This window comes from Microvirga sp. BSC39, assembly GCF_000739015.1.
GTDB lineage: Bacteria > Pseudomonadota > Alphaproteobacteria > Rhizobiales > Beijerinckiaceae > Microvirga.
This window is the reverse complement of the sequence record NZ_JPUG01000066.1, coordinates 18,105-35,865: the sequence shown is the minus strand read 5'-3', so window position 1 is coordinate 35,865 and position 17,761 is coordinate 18,105. Positions and strand designations below refer to the sequence as shown.

General features: G+C 64.9%; 16 protein-coding genes and 1 tRNA gene. 11 read left to right on the top strand and 6 right to left on the bottom strand.

What is annotated here, in order from left to right:
• Window positions 1–4: 4 nt before the first annotated feature.
• Window positions 5–469 (top strand): 50S ribosomal protein L13, encoded by a 465-nt coding sequence (rplM, locus tag MA07_RS15445; protein ID WP_036352638.1) that lies wholly within the window; start codon window positions 5–7, stop codon window positions 467–469.
• A gap of 3 nt (window positions 470–472) precedes the next feature.
• Window positions 473–949, top strand: coding sequence for a 30S ribosomal protein S9 (gene rpsI / locus MA07_RS15440; protein WP_036352635.1), 477 nt, complete (start codon window positions 473–475; stop codon window positions 947–949).
• A 117-nt stretch (window positions 950–1,066) separates the two neighbouring features.
• Here rpsI and MA07_RS15435 read toward each other — a convergent pair whose 3' ends face one another.
• Window positions 1,067–1,582 carry a hypothetical protein gene (locus MA07_RS15435; protein WP_036352632.1) on the bottom strand — a complete coding sequence of 172 codons (516 nt, stop codon included), beginning with the start codon at window positions 1,580–1,582 and terminating at the stop codon, window positions 1,067–1,069.
• A 301-nt stretch (window positions 1,583–1,883) separates the two neighbouring features.
• Between MA07_RS15435 and argC the strand changes: the two genes are divergently transcribed.
• Window positions 1,884–2,852, top strand: a complete 969-nt coding sequence (gene argC / locus MA07_RS15430; protein ID WP_036352629.1) for an N-acetyl-gamma-glutamyl-phosphate reductase — start codon at window positions 1,884–1,886, stop codon at window positions 2,850–2,852.
• Window positions 2,853–2,986: 134 nt separating this feature from the next.
• On the opposite strand, the gene MA07_RS15425 is transcribed toward argC, so the two are convergent.
• Window positions 2,987–3,871, bottom strand: coding sequence for a fumarylacetoacetate hydrolase family protein (locus MA07_RS15425; RefSeq protein ID WP_036352626.1), 885 nt, complete (start codon window positions 3,869–3,871; stop codon window positions 2,987–2,989).
• A 382-nt stretch (window positions 3,872–4,253) separates the two neighbouring features.
• Here MA07_RS15425 and MA07_RS15420 point away from each other — a divergent pair, with 382 nt between their 5' ends.
• Window positions 4,254–5,540 (top strand): outer membrane protein transport protein, encoded by a 1,287-nt coding sequence (locus MA07_RS15420; RefSeq protein WP_036352623.1) that lies wholly within the window; start codon window positions 4,254–4,256, stop codon window positions 5,538–5,540.
• A 79-nt stretch (window positions 5,541–5,619) separates the two neighbouring features.
• Here the strand turns inward: MA07_RS15420 and phaC are convergent, their stop codons facing one another.
• Window positions 5,620–7,425, bottom strand: coding sequence for a class I poly(R)-hydroxyalkanoic acid synthase (gene phaC, locus MA07_RS15415; protein ID WP_036352620.1), 1,806 nt, complete (start codon window positions 7,423–7,425; stop codon window positions 5,620–5,622).
• 118 nt (window positions 7,426–7,543) lie between these two features.
• Here phaC and MA07_RS15410 point away from each other — a divergent pair, with 118 nt between their 5' ends.
• The 7 genes from MA07_RS15410 (at window position 7,544) to MA07_RS15380 (ending at window position 14,589) form a co-directional block, all read left to right on the top strand.
• Window positions 7,544–7,945, top strand: coding sequence for a hypothetical protein (locus MA07_RS15410; protein WP_200879383.1), 402 nt, complete (start codon window positions 7,544–7,546; stop codon window positions 7,943–7,945).
• 42 nt (window positions 7,946–7,987) lie between these two features.
• Window positions 7,988–9,208: an LL-diaminopimelate aminotransferase gene (locus MA07_RS15405; RefSeq protein ID WP_036352616.1), complete on the top strand. Its 1,221-nt coding sequence runs from the start codon at window positions 7,988–7,990 to the stop codon at window positions 9,206–9,208.
• Window positions 9,209–9,319: 111 nt separating this feature from the next.
• Window positions 9,320–10,642, top strand: a complete 1,323-nt coding sequence (locus MA07_RS15400; protein WP_036352612.1) for a homoserine dehydrogenase — start codon at window positions 9,320–9,322, stop codon at window positions 10,640–10,642.
• Between the two features lie 56 nt (window positions 10,643–10,698).
• A complete protein-coding gene (gene glpX / locus MA07_RS15395) occupies window positions 10,699–11,697 on the top strand; it encodes a class II fructose-bisphosphatase (RefSeq protein WP_036352610.1) in 999 nt (332 codons plus the stop codon).
• 136 nt (window positions 11,698–11,833) lie between these two features.
• Window positions 11,834–12,277, top strand: a complete 444-nt coding sequence (locus MA07_RS15390; RefSeq protein ID WP_036352607.1) for a GNAT family N-acetyltransferase — start codon at window positions 11,834–11,836, stop codon at window positions 12,275–12,277.
• Window positions 12,278–12,624: 347 nt separating this feature from the next.
• Window positions 12,625–14,436, top strand: coding sequence for a single-stranded-DNA-specific exonuclease RecJ (gene recJ / locus MA07_RS15385; RefSeq protein WP_036352604.1), 1,812 nt, complete (start codon window positions 12,625–12,627; stop codon window positions 14,434–14,436).
• A gap of 78 nt (window positions 14,437–14,514) precedes the next feature.
• A tRNA-Glu gene (locus MA07_RS15380) sits at window positions 14,515–14,589 on the top strand.
• A gap of 148 nt (window positions 14,590–14,737) precedes the next feature.
• On the opposite strand, the gene MA07_RS15375 is transcribed toward MA07_RS15380, so the two are convergent.
• The 3 genes from MA07_RS15375 to MA07_RS15365 all read right to left on the bottom strand — a co-directional run bounded on the left by MA07_RS15375 (window position 14,738) and on the right by MA07_RS15365 (window position 17,754).
• The gene (locus MA07_RS15375; protein WP_036352601.1) at window positions 14,738–15,958 is read right to left on the bottom strand and encodes a VWA domain-containing protein; all 1,221 of its coding nucleotides are present in this window, start codon (window positions 15,956–15,958) and stop codon (window positions 14,738–14,740) included.
• Complete coding sequence (locus MA07_RS15370) at window positions 15,955–16,869, bottom strand: MoxR family ATPase (RefSeq protein ID WP_036352598.1); 915 nt, start codon at window positions 16,867–16,869, stop codon at window positions 15,955–15,957. The genes MA07_RS15375 and MA07_RS15370 overlap by 4 nt, the downstream gene beginning before the upstream one ends.
• A 78-nt stretch (window positions 16,870–16,947) precedes the next feature.
• A complete protein-coding gene (locus MA07_RS15365; protein WP_036352595.1) occupies window positions 16,948–17,754 on the bottom strand; it encodes a xanthine dehydrogenase family protein subunit M in 807 nt (268 codons plus the stop codon).
• Window positions 17,755–17,761: the final 7 nt, after the last annotated feature.

Genomic DNA, 17,761 nt, shown 5'->3' with positions numbered 1-17,761 from the left:
CGCAATGAAGACTACGACTTCGCTGAAGCCCGCCGAGGTCGAGAAGAAGTGGGTTGTGATCGACGCGAAGGGCCTCGTTGTGGGCCGTCTCGCGTCCGTGGTTGCCATGCGCCTGCGTGGCAAGCACAAGCCGAACTACACGCCCCACGTCGACTGCGGCGACAACGTCATCGTCATCAACGCCGACAAGGTGGTGTTCACCGGCCGCAAGCGCGAGCAGAAGGTGTACTACCATCACACCGGTTATCCGGGCGGCATCAAGGAGCGCACCGCGCGTTTCATTCTCGACGGCCGCTTCCCGGAGCGCGTGGTCGAGAAGGCTGTGGAGCGCATGCTCCCCCGCGGCCCGCTTTTCCGTCAGATCATGGGCAACCTGCGCGTCTATGGCGGCACTGAGCATCCTCATACCGCTCAGCAGCCGGAAGTCCTGGACGTCGCGGCCCTCAACAGCAAGAACGTGAGGGCCTAATCCATGGCGACCCTTCAGTCTCTCGCCGATCTGGGTGAAAACGCCCAGACCACCGCTCCGGAAGCTCCGAAGCACGTCCAGAAGCTCGATTCGCTCGGGCGCGCCTATGCCACCGGCAAGCGCAAGGACGCGGTTGCCCGCGTGTGGATCAAGCCCGGCTCTGGCAAGATCGTGATCAACGGCCGCACGGCCGAGGTCTATTTCGCCCGTCCCGTGCTCCGCATGATCCTGGCGCAGCCGCTCCAGATCGCCCAGCGCGAAGGCCAGTACGACATCACCGTCAACGTCGACGGCGGTGGTCTGTCCGGCCAGGCCGGCGCGGTCCGTCACGGCCTCGCCAAGGCACTGACCTACTATGAGCCGGAGCTTCGCGGCCCGCTCAAGAAGGAAGGCTTCCTGACCCGCGATCCGCGCGTCGTCGAGCGTAAGAAGTACGGCAAGAAGAAGGCCCGCCGCAGCTTCCAGTTCTCGAAGCGCTAAGGCTCCTTCAGCCAATCATTCGAAAAGGGCGGCTCTCGGGCCGCCCTTTTTGCATCCGATGCTTTCTTTGTGAAAGACGGCATCGCCGGGCGCGACCCTTCGGGTCGGCACGATGCTCTACGTCAAGGCACGCTCCAGCTCCGCCTTGCTCATCCGCGATCGGCCCGGGATATCCCGCTTGCGGGCACGCTCCATGAGCTGGGCCTTGGTGGTGGACGAAGCGCCGCTCCGGGTTGCGCTCTTGCGTGCGGCAGCGGCCTTCTTTGCCACGTCGCGCGGCTGCTTCGAAAACTGCTTGCCCTTACGGGTGTCGTCTCTCTTCTTGTCCGACGACCGCTTGTACTCGCCGTCCGTCAACGCATCACGGCTCTTGGCCGGCAGGTAGCGCTCGCCCGTCTCCCGGCTCTTCCGGCCGGATTTCGTGCCCCAATCCTCCTGCTCCCACTGCTTGAGGTGGTTGTCCGAGGTCTTCCTGCCCTCGTAGCCGCCGCCTTCCTTCTTGTACTCGGCCACAGCCATCTGGGCCTTGCGGGCCGACCATTGGCCCGCCTTGCCGCCCTTGGCGCTCTTCGTGACCTTTGCCTTCACCGTCTCCCAGAGCTTGGGGTTCGTCTTCTTCGCCGTGCCTGCCATTGGAGCCGCCTGCCTGTTGTCCGAGATTCCGGATGCAACCGCGCCGGCGCACGAGGGTTCCGGAAGCTCTCGTCGGCCGCAATTCTTGACAAGCCAGGCTGTATGGCTTCATAGATCGGCCCATGATCATCGTTTCAGACATCCGACGTAGCCTGTCCGCCGCGCCTGCGCGCCTGCGATGACGGCTGCCTGTCCGTTCGTCTGCCAGCCGCGCCCTCTGCGCGGCTTTTCTTTTTCCTGAAACCTTGTGGGGCCTGTGCGCTTGGCCCTATCTCAGCCTCGACGACAGATTGGATCGACCATGACCTCGACCCTCGACAGATCAACGGGCCTCAGCCAGCAGACGAAGACCGTCTTCATCGACGGGGAGGCGGGCACCACCGGCCTCGGCATCCGTGAGCGCCTGAAGGACGTGCCCGGCGTCGCGATCCGCAGCATCGATCCGGCGCGGCGCAAGGACCCGGCGGCCAAGCGCGAGATCCTGGCCGAGGTCGATCTCGTGGTGCTGTGCCTCCACGACGATGCGGCCCGGGAGACCGTGAGCCTCGTGGACGGCCTGAGCGGACACAAGCCCCGCATTCTCGATGCCAGCACGGCCCATCGGGTGAGCCCCGGCTGGGCCTATGGCTTCGCGGAGCTCGATTCCGCGCAACGGAAAGCCGTTGCCAATGCTGACCGGGTGGCCAATCCGGGCTGCTATCCGACCGGCGCCATCGCGCTCATCCGGCCTCTCGTGGATGCCGGCCTCGTGCCGGCCGATTATCCGATCAGCGTGAATGCGGTGAGCGGCTACAGCGGCGGCGGGCGCTCTATGATCGAGTCCTACGAGGCCGGCACGGCGCCTTCCTTCGAGCTCTACGGCCTCGGCTTCGAGCACAAGCATGTGCCCGAGCTGCAGAAGTACACCGGCCTGACCCGGCGTCCGATCTTCATTCCCTCGGTGGGCAATTTCCGGCAGGGCATGCTGGTGAGCGTGCCGCTCCACCTCGACATGCTTCCGGGCAAGCCGAAGGCTGCCGATCTCGAGTCGGCACTCATGGGCCATTACAAGGACGGTGGCCTCGTGAGCGTGGTGCCCACGATCCGGGACGGCAAGAAGATCGAGCGCATCGAGCCGGAGGCCCTGAACGACACGGACCGGCTGGAGCTCTTCGTCTTCCAGCACGACAGCTACAGCCATGCGCTCTTGGTCGCCCGCCTCGACAACCTCGGCAAGGGAGCCTCGGGGGCGGCGGTGCAGAACATTCAGCTGATGCTCGGGCTGATTTGAAGAGCAGTGTCGCTATGATTGTCACCACCGGCCTTGTGCCGGTGATCTCATTCGTGAGAGGCGCAGCGCCTTTCAAACAGAGATGGCCGGGATAAGCCCAGCCATCACATGAATAGGCGTTTTTCCTGCTGGAGCTAATGCCCCTTCCAGCTCTTGCTGGTATCCACGGCATTGCCCTCAAAGGCGACGAAGCGCTGGCGCTGCTCGCCGAGGCCCTCGATGCCGAGCGACACCACGTCGCCGGCCTTCAGGAAGCGCTGCGGCTTCATCCCCATGCCGACGCCGGGCGGGGTGCCGGTGGTGATCACGTCGCCGGGCTCCAGGATCATGAAGTGCGAGACGTAAGACACGATCTGCGCCACGTTGAAGATCATGGTCTTGGTCGAGCCGTTCTGCACGCGCTCGCCGTTCACGTCGAGCCACATGGAGAGGTTCTGCGGGTCGGGGATCTCATCCTTGGTCACGAGCCAGGGGCCAAGGGGCCCGAAGGTCGGGCAGCCCTTGCCCTTGGTCCAGGTGCCGCCGCGTTCGATCTGAAACTCACGCTCGGAGACGTCGTTGCAGACGCAGTAGCCGGCGACGAAATCCAGCGCCTCGTTGGCCCCGATATACGACGCGCGCTCGCCGATCACGATGGCTAGCTCGACCTCCCAGTCGGTCTTCTGCGATCCGCGGGGGATGATCACGTCGTCATTGGGCCCGACAATGCAGGACGGCGCCTTGTTGAACACGATGGGCTCCGCCGGAATGGCCGCGCCTGTCTCGGCGGCATGGTCGGCATAGTTCAACCCGATGGCGATGAAATTGCGCACCTGGCCCACGCAGGCGCCCAGGCGCTGCCCAGAGGGCGCAACCGGAAGGCTGGACGGGTCGGCCTGACGGATGCGGTTCAAGGTCTCCGAGGACAATGTCGCTCCGGTGATGTCGGGAACGAGACCCGACAGGTCACGAACCTGCCCCTGGGCATCGACCAACCCGGGCTTCTCTTGTCCCGCTTCCCCAAATCTCACCAACTTCATCAAACGCTCCTCTCGTTGCGGCATGTGCATAATTGGCGCGAATCCGCTCCGCTACAATGCATGTTCTGGGCGTAAATATGTTGCTGTTTTGCCACGAGCTCCTACAAAGTGCGCGATATCCATGCTCTCGGAGGGGTTAGATGACAGCCGGCGATTAGCCGTCAATACATTTGTTTATATATGAACCATTGGTCCATACTTTATTGTGCTAAGAAAATCTCCAAGTGCATTCAAGTATTGATCGGAGCAAATACGCAAGGTTTATGACTTCTTAACAACCGGACGTGGTCTCATAATCAGATTGCGGCGAAATTTAAGCATTGGCAGATTGTGCCCAAGGCGGGATTCGCCCGCACAAGAAGCAAATGGGCAGGAAAACTCCATGAGCCGTCTCTCTCGTTCTTTGACCCTGGCTGCAGTCTCGCTGGCAGCCCTCGTCGCCGCTCAGGGCGGCGCCCAAGCCGGTGCCTTCGGCATCCGCGAGCAGAGCGCTACTGCTCAGGGGCTTTCGTTCGCCGGCGCAGCATCCGGTTCGGGCTATCTGTCCTCCATGTTCTGGAACCCGGCCGTCATCACGATGATGCCGGGCTGGAACACCGAGGCGAGCCTGTCGCTCATCGTACCGCGCGTTGACATCAACCCGCTGCCGTCCGTGCCGACCTTCGCGTTCGGCGCATCCGGCGATATCGGCCAGGATGCCATCGTTCCGGCGAGCTACAATTCCTACCAGATCAACGACATGCTCTGGGTTGGTCTGTCCACCACTTCGCCCTACGGGCTCGTGACGGATCCGCGGGACAACTGGGCCGGTCAGGTTTACTCGCGCTCGTCCAAGGTGTTCTCCCTGAACGTCAACCCTGTCCTCGGCATCAAGGTGAACAACTGGCTGTCCGTCGCGGCCGGTCCGTCCCTCCAGTATTTCGACATCCGCCTCAAGCGGGCCGCTGCCGTCACGCCGGGCGCTCCCAGCGTCATCCTCGACGGTGACGATATCGGCTTCGGCTTCACGGCCGGCGTGACCCTCACGCCGTTCGCAGGCACCTCGATCGGCATCGGCTATCGCTCGCGGATCGACCACGAGCTCGAGGGAACGGTGACCGCTCCCGGCAGCCGGATCCCGATCAGCTCCGACCTGACCACGCCGGACCAGCTCACCATCGGCATCTCCCAGGCCATCACGCCGGCCCTGACCGTGCATGCCGGCTTCGAGTGGACGAACTGGAGCGTTCTCGAGACGCCTCTGGTCACCGGTCCGGGTGGCGTGGTCGTGACCGACCTCCCGCTCAACTACGATGACGGCTACTTCTACTCCCTCGGCTTCGATTACAAGTTCAACAACCAGCTGACGCTGCGCGCTGGTGTGGCCTACGAGGAGTCGCCGATCGACACGGACGTCCGCTCCACACGCCTGCCCGACAATGATCGCATCTGGGCATCGGTCGGCGCCAGCTACCAGTGGAACGACAAACTGACCTTCGACGTCGCCTACACGCACATCTTCGCGAAGGAGACGGATATCCGCATCCTTCCGGGTCACCAGGACTACGAGGGCCTGCCCTTCGTGGCCGACGTGGATGCAAGCGTCGATATCGTGTCGGTTGGCCTGCGCTACCGCTGGGACAACCCGGCCGTCGCCATCCCGGCCGCTCCGATCGTCCGCAAGTACTGATCCTCTCATCGACGATCAAAGCGAAAGGCCGGCGAAAGCCGGCCTTTCTTTTTTTCCGTCTGAGAAAGCGCTCGAGGCTTCAGGACTTCGCGAGAACGTAGGTTCCCGGCGCATCGCAGAGGGGCTCCAGCTTGCCGCCCCCGGGCTCGCGCGCCGGCACCATCTTGGGCCCTTGAGCCTTGATCCACTCGAACCAATAGGGCCACCAGGAGCCGGGCGTCTCAGCGGCCTGCTTCGTCCAATCCTCCAACTCGCCCTCGACCGGACCACCGGTCCAGAACTGGTACTTCGGCTTTCCCGGAGGATTGACGACGCCGGCGATGTGCCCCGACCCGGCCAGCACGTAATGGACCGGTCCGCCGAAGGCTTTCGAGCCCTCGAAGACCGAGCGGGCAGGGGCGATGTGGTCTTCCTTGGTGGCGAGGTTGAAGATCGGCACCTTCACCTTCTTCAGATCGAGCTTCACGCCCGCCAGTTCCATCTCGCCCTGCGCGAGCTTGTTCTCGAGGTAGCAGTTGCGCAGATAGAATGCGTGATTGGCCGCCGGCATGCGCGTCGAGTCGGCGTTCCAGTAGAGAAGATCGAAGGGGAGCGGCGCCTTGCCCTTCATGTAGACGTTGACCACGTAGGGCCAGATCAGATCGGTGGGCCGCAGCATGTTGAAGGCGTTGGCCATGCGCGCGCCTTCAAGATAGCCGCGCTTCTTCATGGAGGCTTCCAGGCTCTGGACCTCCTGCTCCCCGGCGAACACCTTCAGATCGCCTGCATGGGTGAAGTCCACCTGCGCGGTAAACAGCGTCGCGCTGTCGATGCGCTTGTCCCGCTTGGCGGCCATGTAGGCCAGGGTCGTCGCGAGCAGGGTCCCGCCGACGCAGTAGCCGATCGCCGTCACCTTCTTTTCGCCGGTCGCCTGCTCGATCGCGTCCAGCGCCGCGAAGATGCCGTCGCGCATGTAGTGCTCGAAGCCCTTCTCCGCGTGCTGCTCGGCCGGGTTCACCCATGAGATGCAGAAGACAGTCAGGCCCTGCGCGACTGCCCAGCGGATGAAGCTCTTCTCCGGGTTGAGATCGAGGATGTAGTACTTGTTGATCCACGGCGGCACGATCAGCAGCGGCCGCTTGAGAACCTTCTCGGTCGCAGGCGCATACTGGATCAACTCGATGAGCTCGTTGCGGAAGATCACCTTGCCGGGGGTATTGGCGATGTTGACTCCGATCCTGAAATTGCTCGGATCGGACTGGCGGATCTTCAGCTCGCCACCACCGGCTTCGATATCCTCGGCCAGCATGCTGATGCCGCGCACCAGATTGGCGCCGTTCTCGCGCAGGGTCTCACGGATGAGTTCGGGGTTCGTCAGCAGGAAATTGGAGGGTGAGAGGGCGCTTGAGAGCTGCTTGAGATAGAACTGCGCCTTGTGGCGCGTCCGCTCATCGAGGCCGTCCGCATTCTCCACCAGGTCCTCCGCCCAGCGGGAGGAGATGAGGTAGGCCTGCTTCAGGAAATCGAAGATCGGATTCTCGGACCATTCGGGGTCCTTGAAGCGGTTGTCCTTGGGCTCGGGCTCGGCGACCGGCTCGGTGGGCTCACCCTGGGCGCGCTTCAGGGTCGAAGCCCACAGGCTCATGAACTGGGTGCCGAGGCGGGTCTGAGCCTCCAGGCTCCGCTGCGGGTCGGTCATCCAGGCTTCGGCCACCCGGGTCAGGGATTTGATCGCCTCCGATGTGTCGCCCGGGGGCTCGGACAGGGTTTTGCCTTCCTGGACAGGCTTGAGATAGGCGGCGGCTGCTTTGCCGGCACCCTCGATGAACCGCGCGACGTTATGGGAGAGTGCCTCGAAGTCCGGGGTGGGGCCTTGGGTCTTCTCTTCACCAAATGGCTTGTCCATAAGGCGATCTCCCTCTATCGCAGCAACATTGCCCTCGGGCTGCACTTCCGACATCCTAGCGTTTGGAACGCTGGGTTTGCCAGAGTCATGTTGCCATCCTTAGGTATCAGAAATGCGTATGAAGCCCCTTTCGATCCCTCGCGCACCGGCCTTTGCGCTGATCATGCTCACGGCCGCCGCGGTGGCAGGCTGCAACAGCAATCCCGTGCGGGATGTGGCCACGTCCCTCGGGGCCGGTCCCCAGGTAGCGCCGACGCCTGATTTCGTGGCACGCTCAAGGCCGGCGACTCTCGATTACATGCCGATCGGAACGCCTGTTCCCGAGCGTCCGACACCGGCGCGCACGGCGGAGGAGATCAAAGCCGCGGAGGCGGAGCTCGATGCGTTGCGGTCGCGCAATGAGGCTGCGGGTGCTGCGGCCGCAGAGATGGGCAAGACTCCGCCGCCCGAGCCCGTGAGGCTCCCGGCCAACACGTCGCAGCAGACGCGCCAGAAGACGAATTCCAACAGAAGGCCTTAGTGCCTATACGGAATGATGTGATTCCGCTCGGGGACGAGAACCATGTCTGATTTCTACCGGATCAAGCGCCTTCCGCCTTACGTCTTCGAGCAGGTCAACCGGATCAAGGCCGCGGCCCGGGCCAACGGCGCGGATATCATCGACCTCGGCATGGGCAATCCGGACCTCCAGGCCCCGCAGCACGTCATCGACAAGCTTGTCGAGACCGTGGGCAAGCCCCGGACCGACCGCTACTCGGCCTCCAAGGGCATCGGCGGCCTGCGCCGCGCTCAGGCCGGTTACTACGAGCGCCGCTTCGGCGTGAAGCTCAACCCGGACACCCAGGTGGTGGCGACGCTTGGCTCCAAGGAGGGCTTCGCCAACATGGCCCAGGCGATCACGGAGCCGGGCGACGTGATCCTGGTGCCGAATCCGAGCTACCCGATCCACGCCTTCGGCTTCCTCATGGCCGGCGGCGTCATCCGGTCCGTTCCGGCCGAGCCGACCCCCGACTTTTTCGTCGCTGCCGAGCGGGCCGTGGCGCATTCGATTCCGAAGCCCGTGGCGCTCGTTGTCTGCTATCCGTCGAACCCGACCGCCTATGTGGCCTCCCTCGACTTCTACCGAGACCTCGTGGCCTTCGCGAAGAAGCACGAGCTGATTCTGCTGTCGGACCTGGCCTATTCGGAAGTCTATTTCGATGAGACCAACCCGCCGCCCTCGATCCTTCAGGTGCCCGGCGCCATAGACGTGGCGGTGGAGTTCACCTCCATGTCCAAGACCTTCTCGATGGCCGGCTGGCGCATCGGCTTCGCGGTGGGCAACGAGCGGCTCCTGGCGGCTCTCGCCCGGGTGAAATCCTATCTGGATTACGGCGCCTTCACGCCGGTTCAGGTGGCGGCCACGGCTGCTCTCAATGGGCCGGACGACTGCATCCGCGAGATGCGCGCCACTTACAAGCGCCGTCGGGACGTGATGGTCGATTCCTTCGCCAAGGCAGGCTGGGACGTGCCGGTGCCCACCGCGTCCATGTTCGCCTGGGTGCAGATCCCCGAGAAGTTCCGCCCCATGGGAAGCCTGGAATTCTCCAAGCTCCTGGTGGAGAAGGCCGATGTGGCGGTTGCGCCCGGCATTGGATTCGGTGAGCACGGCGACGATTACGTGCGCATCGCCCTCGTGGAAAACGAGCAGCGCATCCGCCAGGCCGCCCGCAACATCCGCAAATTCTTCGACAGCGCCGACCAGACCCTCCACAACGTTGTGCCGATGGTCCGGCGGGTCTGATCCTGCCCGCAGGAATTGATGCCGATGCCTGTGACCGGGGTTCCGCTCCGCATGGACATGAAACTCTGGCGGTCGTAAAAGCAGCCCAAGATTTTCAAGGAGCTGCTGTTCGTGACACGTCCCCTTCGGGTTGGTATTGCCGGCCTCGGCACCGTCGGCGCATCGGTCATTCGCATCCTCGACCGCCAGAATGAGGCCATCGCCCAGCGCGGTGGAAAGGCCGTTCAGGTCGTGGCCATTTCGGCCCGTGACCGGTCCAAGGACCGCGGCTTCGACCTCACGCGCTTCACGTGGTTCGACAATCCCGTGGAGTTGGCCGGTGCAACCGACGTGGATTGCGTCGTCGAACTCGTCGGCGGCGCGGACGGGGCGGCGTTGGAGACGGTGCGCACGGCACTCTCCCATGGCAAGCACGTGGTGACGGCCAACAAGGCGCTGCTCGCCAAGCACGGGCTCGAACTGGCGAAGCTGGCGGAAGAGAAGGGCGTGTCGCTCGCCTTCGAGGCTTCTGTCGCGGGCGGTATCCCGGTCATCAAGACCCTGCGCGAAGCCCTGCCGGCCAACCGGATCTCGCGCCTCTACGGCATCCTCAACGGCACCTGCAACTACATCCTTTCGCGGATGGAGCTGGAAGGCCTGACCTTCCAGGAATGCCTCAAGGACGCCCAGCGCCTCGGCTACGCGGAGGCCGATCCGACCTTCGACGTCGAAGGCTTCGACACCGCCCACAAGCTTGCAATCCTCACCAGCCTCGCCTTTGGCACGCAGATCGACGCGGAAGCGATCTATGTGGAGGGTATCTCCTCCATTGCCCCGCTCGACCTTACCATGGCCAAGGAGCTGGGCTTCCGCATCAAGCTCCTTGGCGTTGCCGAGCGCACCAAGACCGGCATTGAGCAGCGCGTCCACCCGACCATGGTGCCCCGCACGTCCTCCATCGCCCAGGTCATGGGCGTGACGAATGCGGTCACAATCGATGCCGATGCGGTCCGCGAGCTGACCCTGATCGGCCCGGGAGCCGGCGGCGATGCCACGGCCTCCGCCGTCGTGGCGGATATCGCCGATGTCGCGACCGGCAAGGTGCAGCCGCTCTTCGGCGCACCCATCGACCAGCTGGAAACGGCGCCCCGCGCGCCCATGCAGCGCCACGAGGGCGGCTACTACATTCGCCTCACCGTCCATGACCGCCCCGGCGTTGCCGCAGGCGTGGCGACACGCATGGCCGAGGCGGACATTTCGCTCGAGAGCATTCTCCAGAAGCGCTCGGAAACCGCAGCGAGCAAGGATCCCCATGGACGGTCCGGCACCCCGGTCCCGCTGGTGCTCATCACCTATGCGGCGACGGAGGCCTCGATCCGCTCCGCCCTCGAAAAAATAATGGGGGATGGTCTTATTGCCGAGCCGCCCCAAGTCATTCGCATCGAACGCGAGTAACCTACGCCCGGGCCGCAGGGCCCGGCGACGATCATCATAAGGGAGACGACACGTCCATGTCGCAAGGCATTACCGTCCAACCGGGCCAAATCATCGAGCGCATCCTGACCCTGGAGCTCGTTCGCGTCACCGAGCGCGCGGCGGTGGCCTCCGCCAGGCTGCGCGGCCGCGGCAACGAGAAGGCTGCCGACCAGGCGGCTGTGGATGCCATGCGCCGTGAGCTGAACAAGCTGCCCATCGACGGCACCGTGGTGATCGGCGAGGGCGAGCGTGACGAGGCCCCGATGCTCTTCATCGGCGAGCGGGTCGGCAACAAGCAGGGTCCGAAGGTCGATATCGCCGTCGATCCGCTGGAAGGCACCACGCTCTGCGCCAAGGACATGCCGGGCTCCATCGCCGTCATGGCCATGGCCGAAGCCGGCTCCCTGCTGGCCGCGCCCGACGTCTACATGCACAAGATCGCCGTCGGTCCGGGCTATCCCGCCGGCGTGGTCGATCTGGACGCCAGCCCGGAAGAGAACCTTCACAACCTCGCCAAGGCGAAGGGCGTGAAGGTGAACGAGCTGACCGCCCTTGTGCTCGACCGCCCGCGCCATGCCGATCTCATCGCGGCGATCCGCAAGACGGGCGCGGGCATCCGGTTGATCTCCGACGGAGACGTGGCCGGCGTGATCTTCACCACGAAGCCGGAAGAGACGGGCATCGACATCTATCTCGGCATCGGCGCCGCGCCCGAGGGGGTGCTGGCGGCAGGGGCGCTCCGCTGCATCGGCGGCCAGATGCAGGCCCGCCTGATCCTCGACACCGAGGAGAAGCGCTCCCGCGCCCTCCAGATGGGCGTGACGGACCCCAACAAGAAGTACGACATGACCGACCTCGCCCGCGGCGACGTGATCGTGGCCGCCACCGGCGTGACCGACGGCGCCCTGATCAAGGGCGTTCACTTCGGCAAGGACGTGATCACCACGGAAACCGTGGTCTATCGCTCCGCCACCGGCACCGTGCGCCGCATCTACGGCGAGCACCGGGAGCTGTCGAAGTTCCATCTGGATTAGGTTGCTCCAGGCACAGACCACACTTCATACTGCGTCATGGCCGGGCTCGTCCCGGCCATCCACGTTTGAGGACGCTCAAGACGTGGATCCCCGGAACAAACCCGGGGATGACGATGGTACATGCCGGGAGAACCAAGTGCTTCAAATCCGCCCCTTCCGCCTCGACGACCATGCCGCTTGGGAGCCCCTGTGGCAGGGCTACCTGACCTTCTACAAATCCTCCTTATCCGCAGAGGTCACGGAGGAGACGTGGCGGCGGCTCAACGATCCGGCCGAGCCCATGCATGGCCTTGCGGCTGAACTCGACGGCCGGATCGTCGGCATCGTGCATTACATCTACCATCGCTCCACCTGGACGACGGGCGACTACTGCTATCTGCAGGACCTGTTCACAGCCGAGCAATCCCGCGGGCAGGGCGCCGGCCGTGCCCTCATCGAGGCCGTCTATGAAAGGGCGAGAGCGGACGGCGCAAGCCGAGTCTACTGGTTGACCCACGAGACCAACACGGCAGCCCAGGCGCTCTATGAGAAGGTCGCGTCCCGCACCGGCTTCATCCAGTACCGGCAGCTGCTGGGCTGAGGGGACACATTCCCGGCGAGCGGTGGTGCGGCGTAAGGGTGGCTTCGCTTCCTTTCCGCTGCGGGTGCTTCAGGGAGCGGCATTTTCTCGGTTCCGACACCCACCGCGTCATGGCCGGGCTTGTCCCGGCCATCCCGACCCGAGAAGCGTCGTGCCTCACGAAGTGGGATCACCGGCACAGGGCCGGTGATGACGTTGGCGGGTTGTCATCCCCGGCGAGCGAAGCGAGGGAAGGGGATCCGTAGCCGCCGACGACGCACAAAGAGGCGCAACTCTGCACCCGACCCGGAATCCAAGTGCAACGAAGCCCGGTGCTTTGACCACAATTCAGGGGTAAGAGTCCCCTTGTGACCGAATCATCTCCTCTTCAACTGCCCAAGCCCTTTCTGGGCGTCGCCAATTCCGCCCTCGGGCGCACCTGGGTCGAGCGCTGCGATGCCGCCCAGAGCACCATTGCGCTCGCCATCGCCCAGACCCACGGCCTGCCCGATGTCTTGGCCCGCGTACTCGCCGGCCGGGGCGTCGGCATTCATGAGACGGACGGCTTCCTGAACCCGCGCCTGCGGGACCTGATGCCCGACCCGCACAAGCTCACCGACATGGAGGCGGCAGCCTCCCGCCTCGCCGATGCGGTGATGCGCAATGAGAAGGTGGCGATCTTCGGCGACTACGACGTGGACGGCGCCTGCAGCGCGGCGCTGCTGGCCGAATACCTGCGCGCCTGCGGGGTGGAATACGCCATCCACATCCCCGACCGGATCACCGAGGGCTATGGCCCGAACGTGGATGCCATCCGGGCCCTGAAAGAGCAGGGCGCCGACATTCTGGTCACGGTCGATTGCGGCACCGCCAGCATCGAGCCTCTGGCGGAAGCCCGCCGCCTTGGCCTTGATCCTCTCGTCCTCGATCACCACCAGGCCCCCGAGCAACTACCCGAAGCGCTCGCCATCGTGAACCCGAACCGGCAGGACGACCTGTCGGGCCTCGGCCACCTCTGTGCGGCCGGTGTGGTGTTCCTGACCCTCGTCGCCCTCAATCGCACCCTGCGCTCGCGCGGGTTTTTCAACGGCCGGCCCGAGCCTGACCTGATGGGCAGTCTCGATCTCGTGGCGCTCGCCACGGTGGCCGACGTGGTGCCGCTGCTGGGCCTGAACCGGGCCTTCGTGCGCCAGGGACTGGCGATCATGCGGAGCCGCCGCCGGGTGGGTCTGGCGGCGCTCTTCGACACGGCGGGCCTCGCGGGAGCCCCGGAGAGCTGGCACCTCGGCTATCTCGTCGGACCTCGCATCAATGCCGGCGGGCGCATCGGCGATGCCGCCCTGGGCTCGAAGCTTCTCCTGACCGAGGATCCGGTTCAGGCCAGCCGCCTGGCCGCCGAGCTGGACCAGCTCAACCGGGACCGGCAGGCCATCGAGGTCGTGGCGGTGGCTGAAGCCGAAGCCCAGGCCATGATGGCTCTGGAGCGCATGCCGGACCTGCCAGTTCTCGTGACGGCCTCGGCCGAGTGGCATCCGGGCGTCGTGGGGCTGATCTCCGCGCGGACCAAGGAGCGTTTCCGCCGCCCGGCCTTCGCTTTCACCCTCAACCCGGATGGCACGGCCACCGGCTCCGGCCGTTCGGTGCCGGGTGTCGATCTGGGCTATGCAGTCCGGGCTGCCGTGGAAGCCGGCTTGGCCATCAAGGGCGGCGGCCACACCATGGCGGCCGGCGTGACGATCCAGGCCACGGACCTCCAGCGGTTCCTGGATTTCGTGACCGACAGGCTCTCCGAGCCGGTGAGCGCCATGCGGCTGCGGGACAATTTCGCCATCGATGCGACCCTGACGGCTGCCGGCGCCCAGCCGGCCGTGGTGACGGCGCTGGAACGGGCAGGCCCGTTCGGCCAGGGCCAGCCCGAACCTACCTTCGTCTTTCCGCAGCATCGCGTTGTGGAGGCGAGGGAGGTCGGCAGCGGCGGGCACCTGCGCGTGAAGCTTCGCGGCGGCGACGGCAGCGTCATCGGCGGAATCGCTTTCCGCGCTGCGGGCCAGCCGCTGGGCAATGTCCTGTCCCAGGCTATCGGAAATCCGCTCCACGTGGCGGGCACGCTCTCCATCGACCGGTGGGGCGGCGGGGAAAAAGCCGAGCTTCGCATCGCGGATGCCGCAAGACCCGAATAATTGAATTCGGGTGCTTGCGATGCATCAAGAACCCATCTATAGGTTCGCCCACTTCGGCGGCACCGCCCCGAATGACCTGCGCCCTTCGTCTATCGGTTAGGACGCCAGCCTTTCACGCTGGAGAGAGGGGTTCGACTCCCCTAGGGCGCGCCACCATCTTCCACTCCTAAAAAATCCAATCTTTTGAGAAGTTTGCTGGCATTATCTTGCCCGACGTCTCATCAAGAGAAGCCTTCTGCACAGCGCCGTCGTCCTGTCGCAGGTTCGAGGCCGTGTTCGACCGTAGCTCGGTTTGTGTCGCTCACGACGCCCGCAGCCAGCGGCGCGGGTTGCTTCGCTCGGCCGGCTCGCCCGACAGGGCACGACAGAGCTCCTGCATTGATGCCAGACTATGAATCGGGCGGAATTCATCCACATGCGGCAGCATCGCCCGGATGCCTGTGGCCCGCGCCTCGAAGGCATCGAAGCGCAGGAGTGGATTCAGCCAGATCAGGCGGCGGCACGAGCGCTTGAGCCGGTCCATCTCGAAGGTCAGTTCCCTGGTCACCTCCCGCTCTAGCCCGTCGGTGAACAACAGCACGATGGCGCCCTGGCCGAGCACCCGGCGGGACCAGTGGCGGTTGAAGTCGTGGAGCGCGTGAGCGATCCGCGTCCCGCCCTCCCAATCCTGCACGCGCTTCGAGGCGCGGGCCAGCGCCTCGTCCGGGTCGCGGCTCGTGAGCTCGCGGCTGATGTTGGTCAGGCGCGTGGCGAAAACGAAGGAGTGAACCTTCCGCCTCTTCTCGGCGATGGCGTGCAGGAAATGCAGGAAGAGCCGCGAGTATTCGGCCATGGAGCCCGAGATATCCATGAGCGCGACCACCGGCGCATGGCGCACCGCAGGAGAGCGATAGGCCAGGTCGATCGCAGCCCCGCCGCCACGCAGGGATCTCCGGAAGGTTCTGCGCGGATCAATCCGGCGACCACGCGGATCGGACAGGAAGCGGCGCGTGGTCACTTCATCGTCCGGGAGGGACATCTCGGCGATCAGGCGCTTGGTGACGGCGATCTCGGCCGCCGACATCTGAGCGAAATCCTTCGCCTTCAGAACCTCACGATCTGACACGGTAAGACGGGCGGAGAACTCGGTCTTCTCAACCGGCTCCGGCTTCTCCTGCCGGGGCGTCGCAAGGGCCTCGGCCACGCGCAGGGCGCCGGCCTGAGGCTTCTTCTCCTCCTTGGCGCCGCCGGGAGCGATAGGCGACATCTGAGCGATGAGCTTCTCGATGAGCGCGCGCCGCCGCCAGAAGATCCTGAAGGCCTGATCGAACAGGATGCTGTGCTCGTGCCGCTTCACGAACACCGCATGAAGCGTCCAGTAGAAATCCTCGCGGGTGCCGATCCTTGCCGCCTCGACCGCCGCAATGGCATCGAGAACCGCCCCGGGCCCAACCGGCAGACCCGCTGTCCGCAAGGCACGGGCGAAGTAGGCGATGTTGTCCGCAAGACGACCTTCACCCTGGCGGGCGGTCTTCTCGGTCACGCGGGGGCCCTCAGCACGCTCTGAACCTGATCCAGCATGTCCTTGGCCCGGCTGCCCTGCATCTTCTGGATGTCGTCCTGGTATTTCAGCAGAACGCCGAGAGTGTCAGAGACCAGCGACGGGTCGAGCGCCACCGCATCGAGCTCCACGAGAGCCGAGGCCCAGTCGAGGGTTTCGGCGACGCCCGGCGCCTTGAACAGATCCTCCTTCCGGATCGTCTGGACGAAGGCGACGATCTCCTGTGACAGGCGCTCGGCGGCCTGCGGAACACGGCGTGAGAGGATGGCGAGCTCCCGCTCGGCATCCGGATAATCGACCCAGTGATAGAGGCAGCGACGCTTGAGCGCGTCGTGAATCTCTCGGGTGCGGTTCGACGTGATGATGACGATGGGCGGGTGCTCAGCCTTGACGGTACCGAGCTCCGGTATCGTGACCTGGAAGTCGGAGAGCACCTCCAGAAGAAACGCCTCGAAGGCCTCGTCCGTGCGGTCGAGTTCGTCGATCAGCAGAACCGGGGCGCCGGCGGTGTCGGGCTCCAGCGCCTGCAGGAGCGGGCGCTTCACCAGATAGCGTTCCGAGAACAGGTCGCTTTCCAGCGTGTCCCGATCCACCGCTCCGCCGGCTTCGGCCAACCGGATGGCCATCATCTGCCCGGCATAGTTCCATTCATACACCGCCGAGGCGACATCGAGGCCCTCGTAGCATTGCAGACGGATGAGACGCCGCCCGAGCGCGGACGAGAGCACCTTCGCGATCTCTGTCTTGCCCACGCCCGCTTCGCCCTCCAGGAAGAGTGGGCGTCCAAGCTTCAGCGCGAGGAAGAGCACCGTCGCGAGCGAACGGTCGGCTACGTAGCCGGCGCTCTCCAGAAGGGCCAAAGTGCTGTCGATGGAACCGGGTTTGTCGGCCACGGGCTCTGCTGCCTCCTCAAGGGCATAATGCCCGGGACGGGCCCGGGCATCAGGTCAATGTCGTTCGGGTGCGGCTGTTCAGCCCCGCGCGACGGCCGCCTGCACGGCGCGCCGTGCCATGACGCCGACGAGGTGCGCCCGATAGGCAGCATCCGCATGGATGTCGTTGTTCATCTCATCCTCTGCCACGGCAATGCCGTCGAGAGCCTCCGGTGCGAAGTTTCCGCTCAGCGCCTGCTCCATCTCCGGCACGCGAAACACGCCGTTGGAGCCTGCCCCCGTCACGGCGACCCGCGCACCGTCCGCATGCTGGGCCACGAACACCCCAACGAGGGCATAGCGCGAGGCCGGGTTGCGGAACTTGGTGTAGGCCGCCTGGGACGGGACCTTGAACGACACCTGGGTAATGATCTCGCCTTCCTCCAGAGCGGTCGTGAAGATGCCCTGGAAGAAGTCGTCCGTGGCGATCTTGCGCTGGTTGGTGATGATCGTCGCGTTCAGGGCCAGACACGCTGCGGGATAATCCGCCGAGGGATCGTTGTTGGCGATGGAGCCGCCGATGGTGCCGCGGTTGCGCACATGCGGATCGCCGATGAGCTCGGCCATCTCGGCAAGGGCCGGGATGGCCTCCTTCACCTCGGCCGAGTTGGCGACTTCCGCATGCTTCATCATGGCCCCGATGGTGATCGTGTCACCGGAGCGTTCGATGCCGCGCAGCTCGGCGATCTGCCCGAGATCGATCAGGTTGGCCGGGCCCGCGAGCCGCAGCTTCATGGTCGGCAGCAGGGTATGTCCGCCGGCGAGGAACTTGATGTCCTCGGCTTGGCCGGCGAGGTTTGCCGCCTCCTTGACGCTCGTGGGGCGGTGATATTCGAAAGCGTACATTGACGTT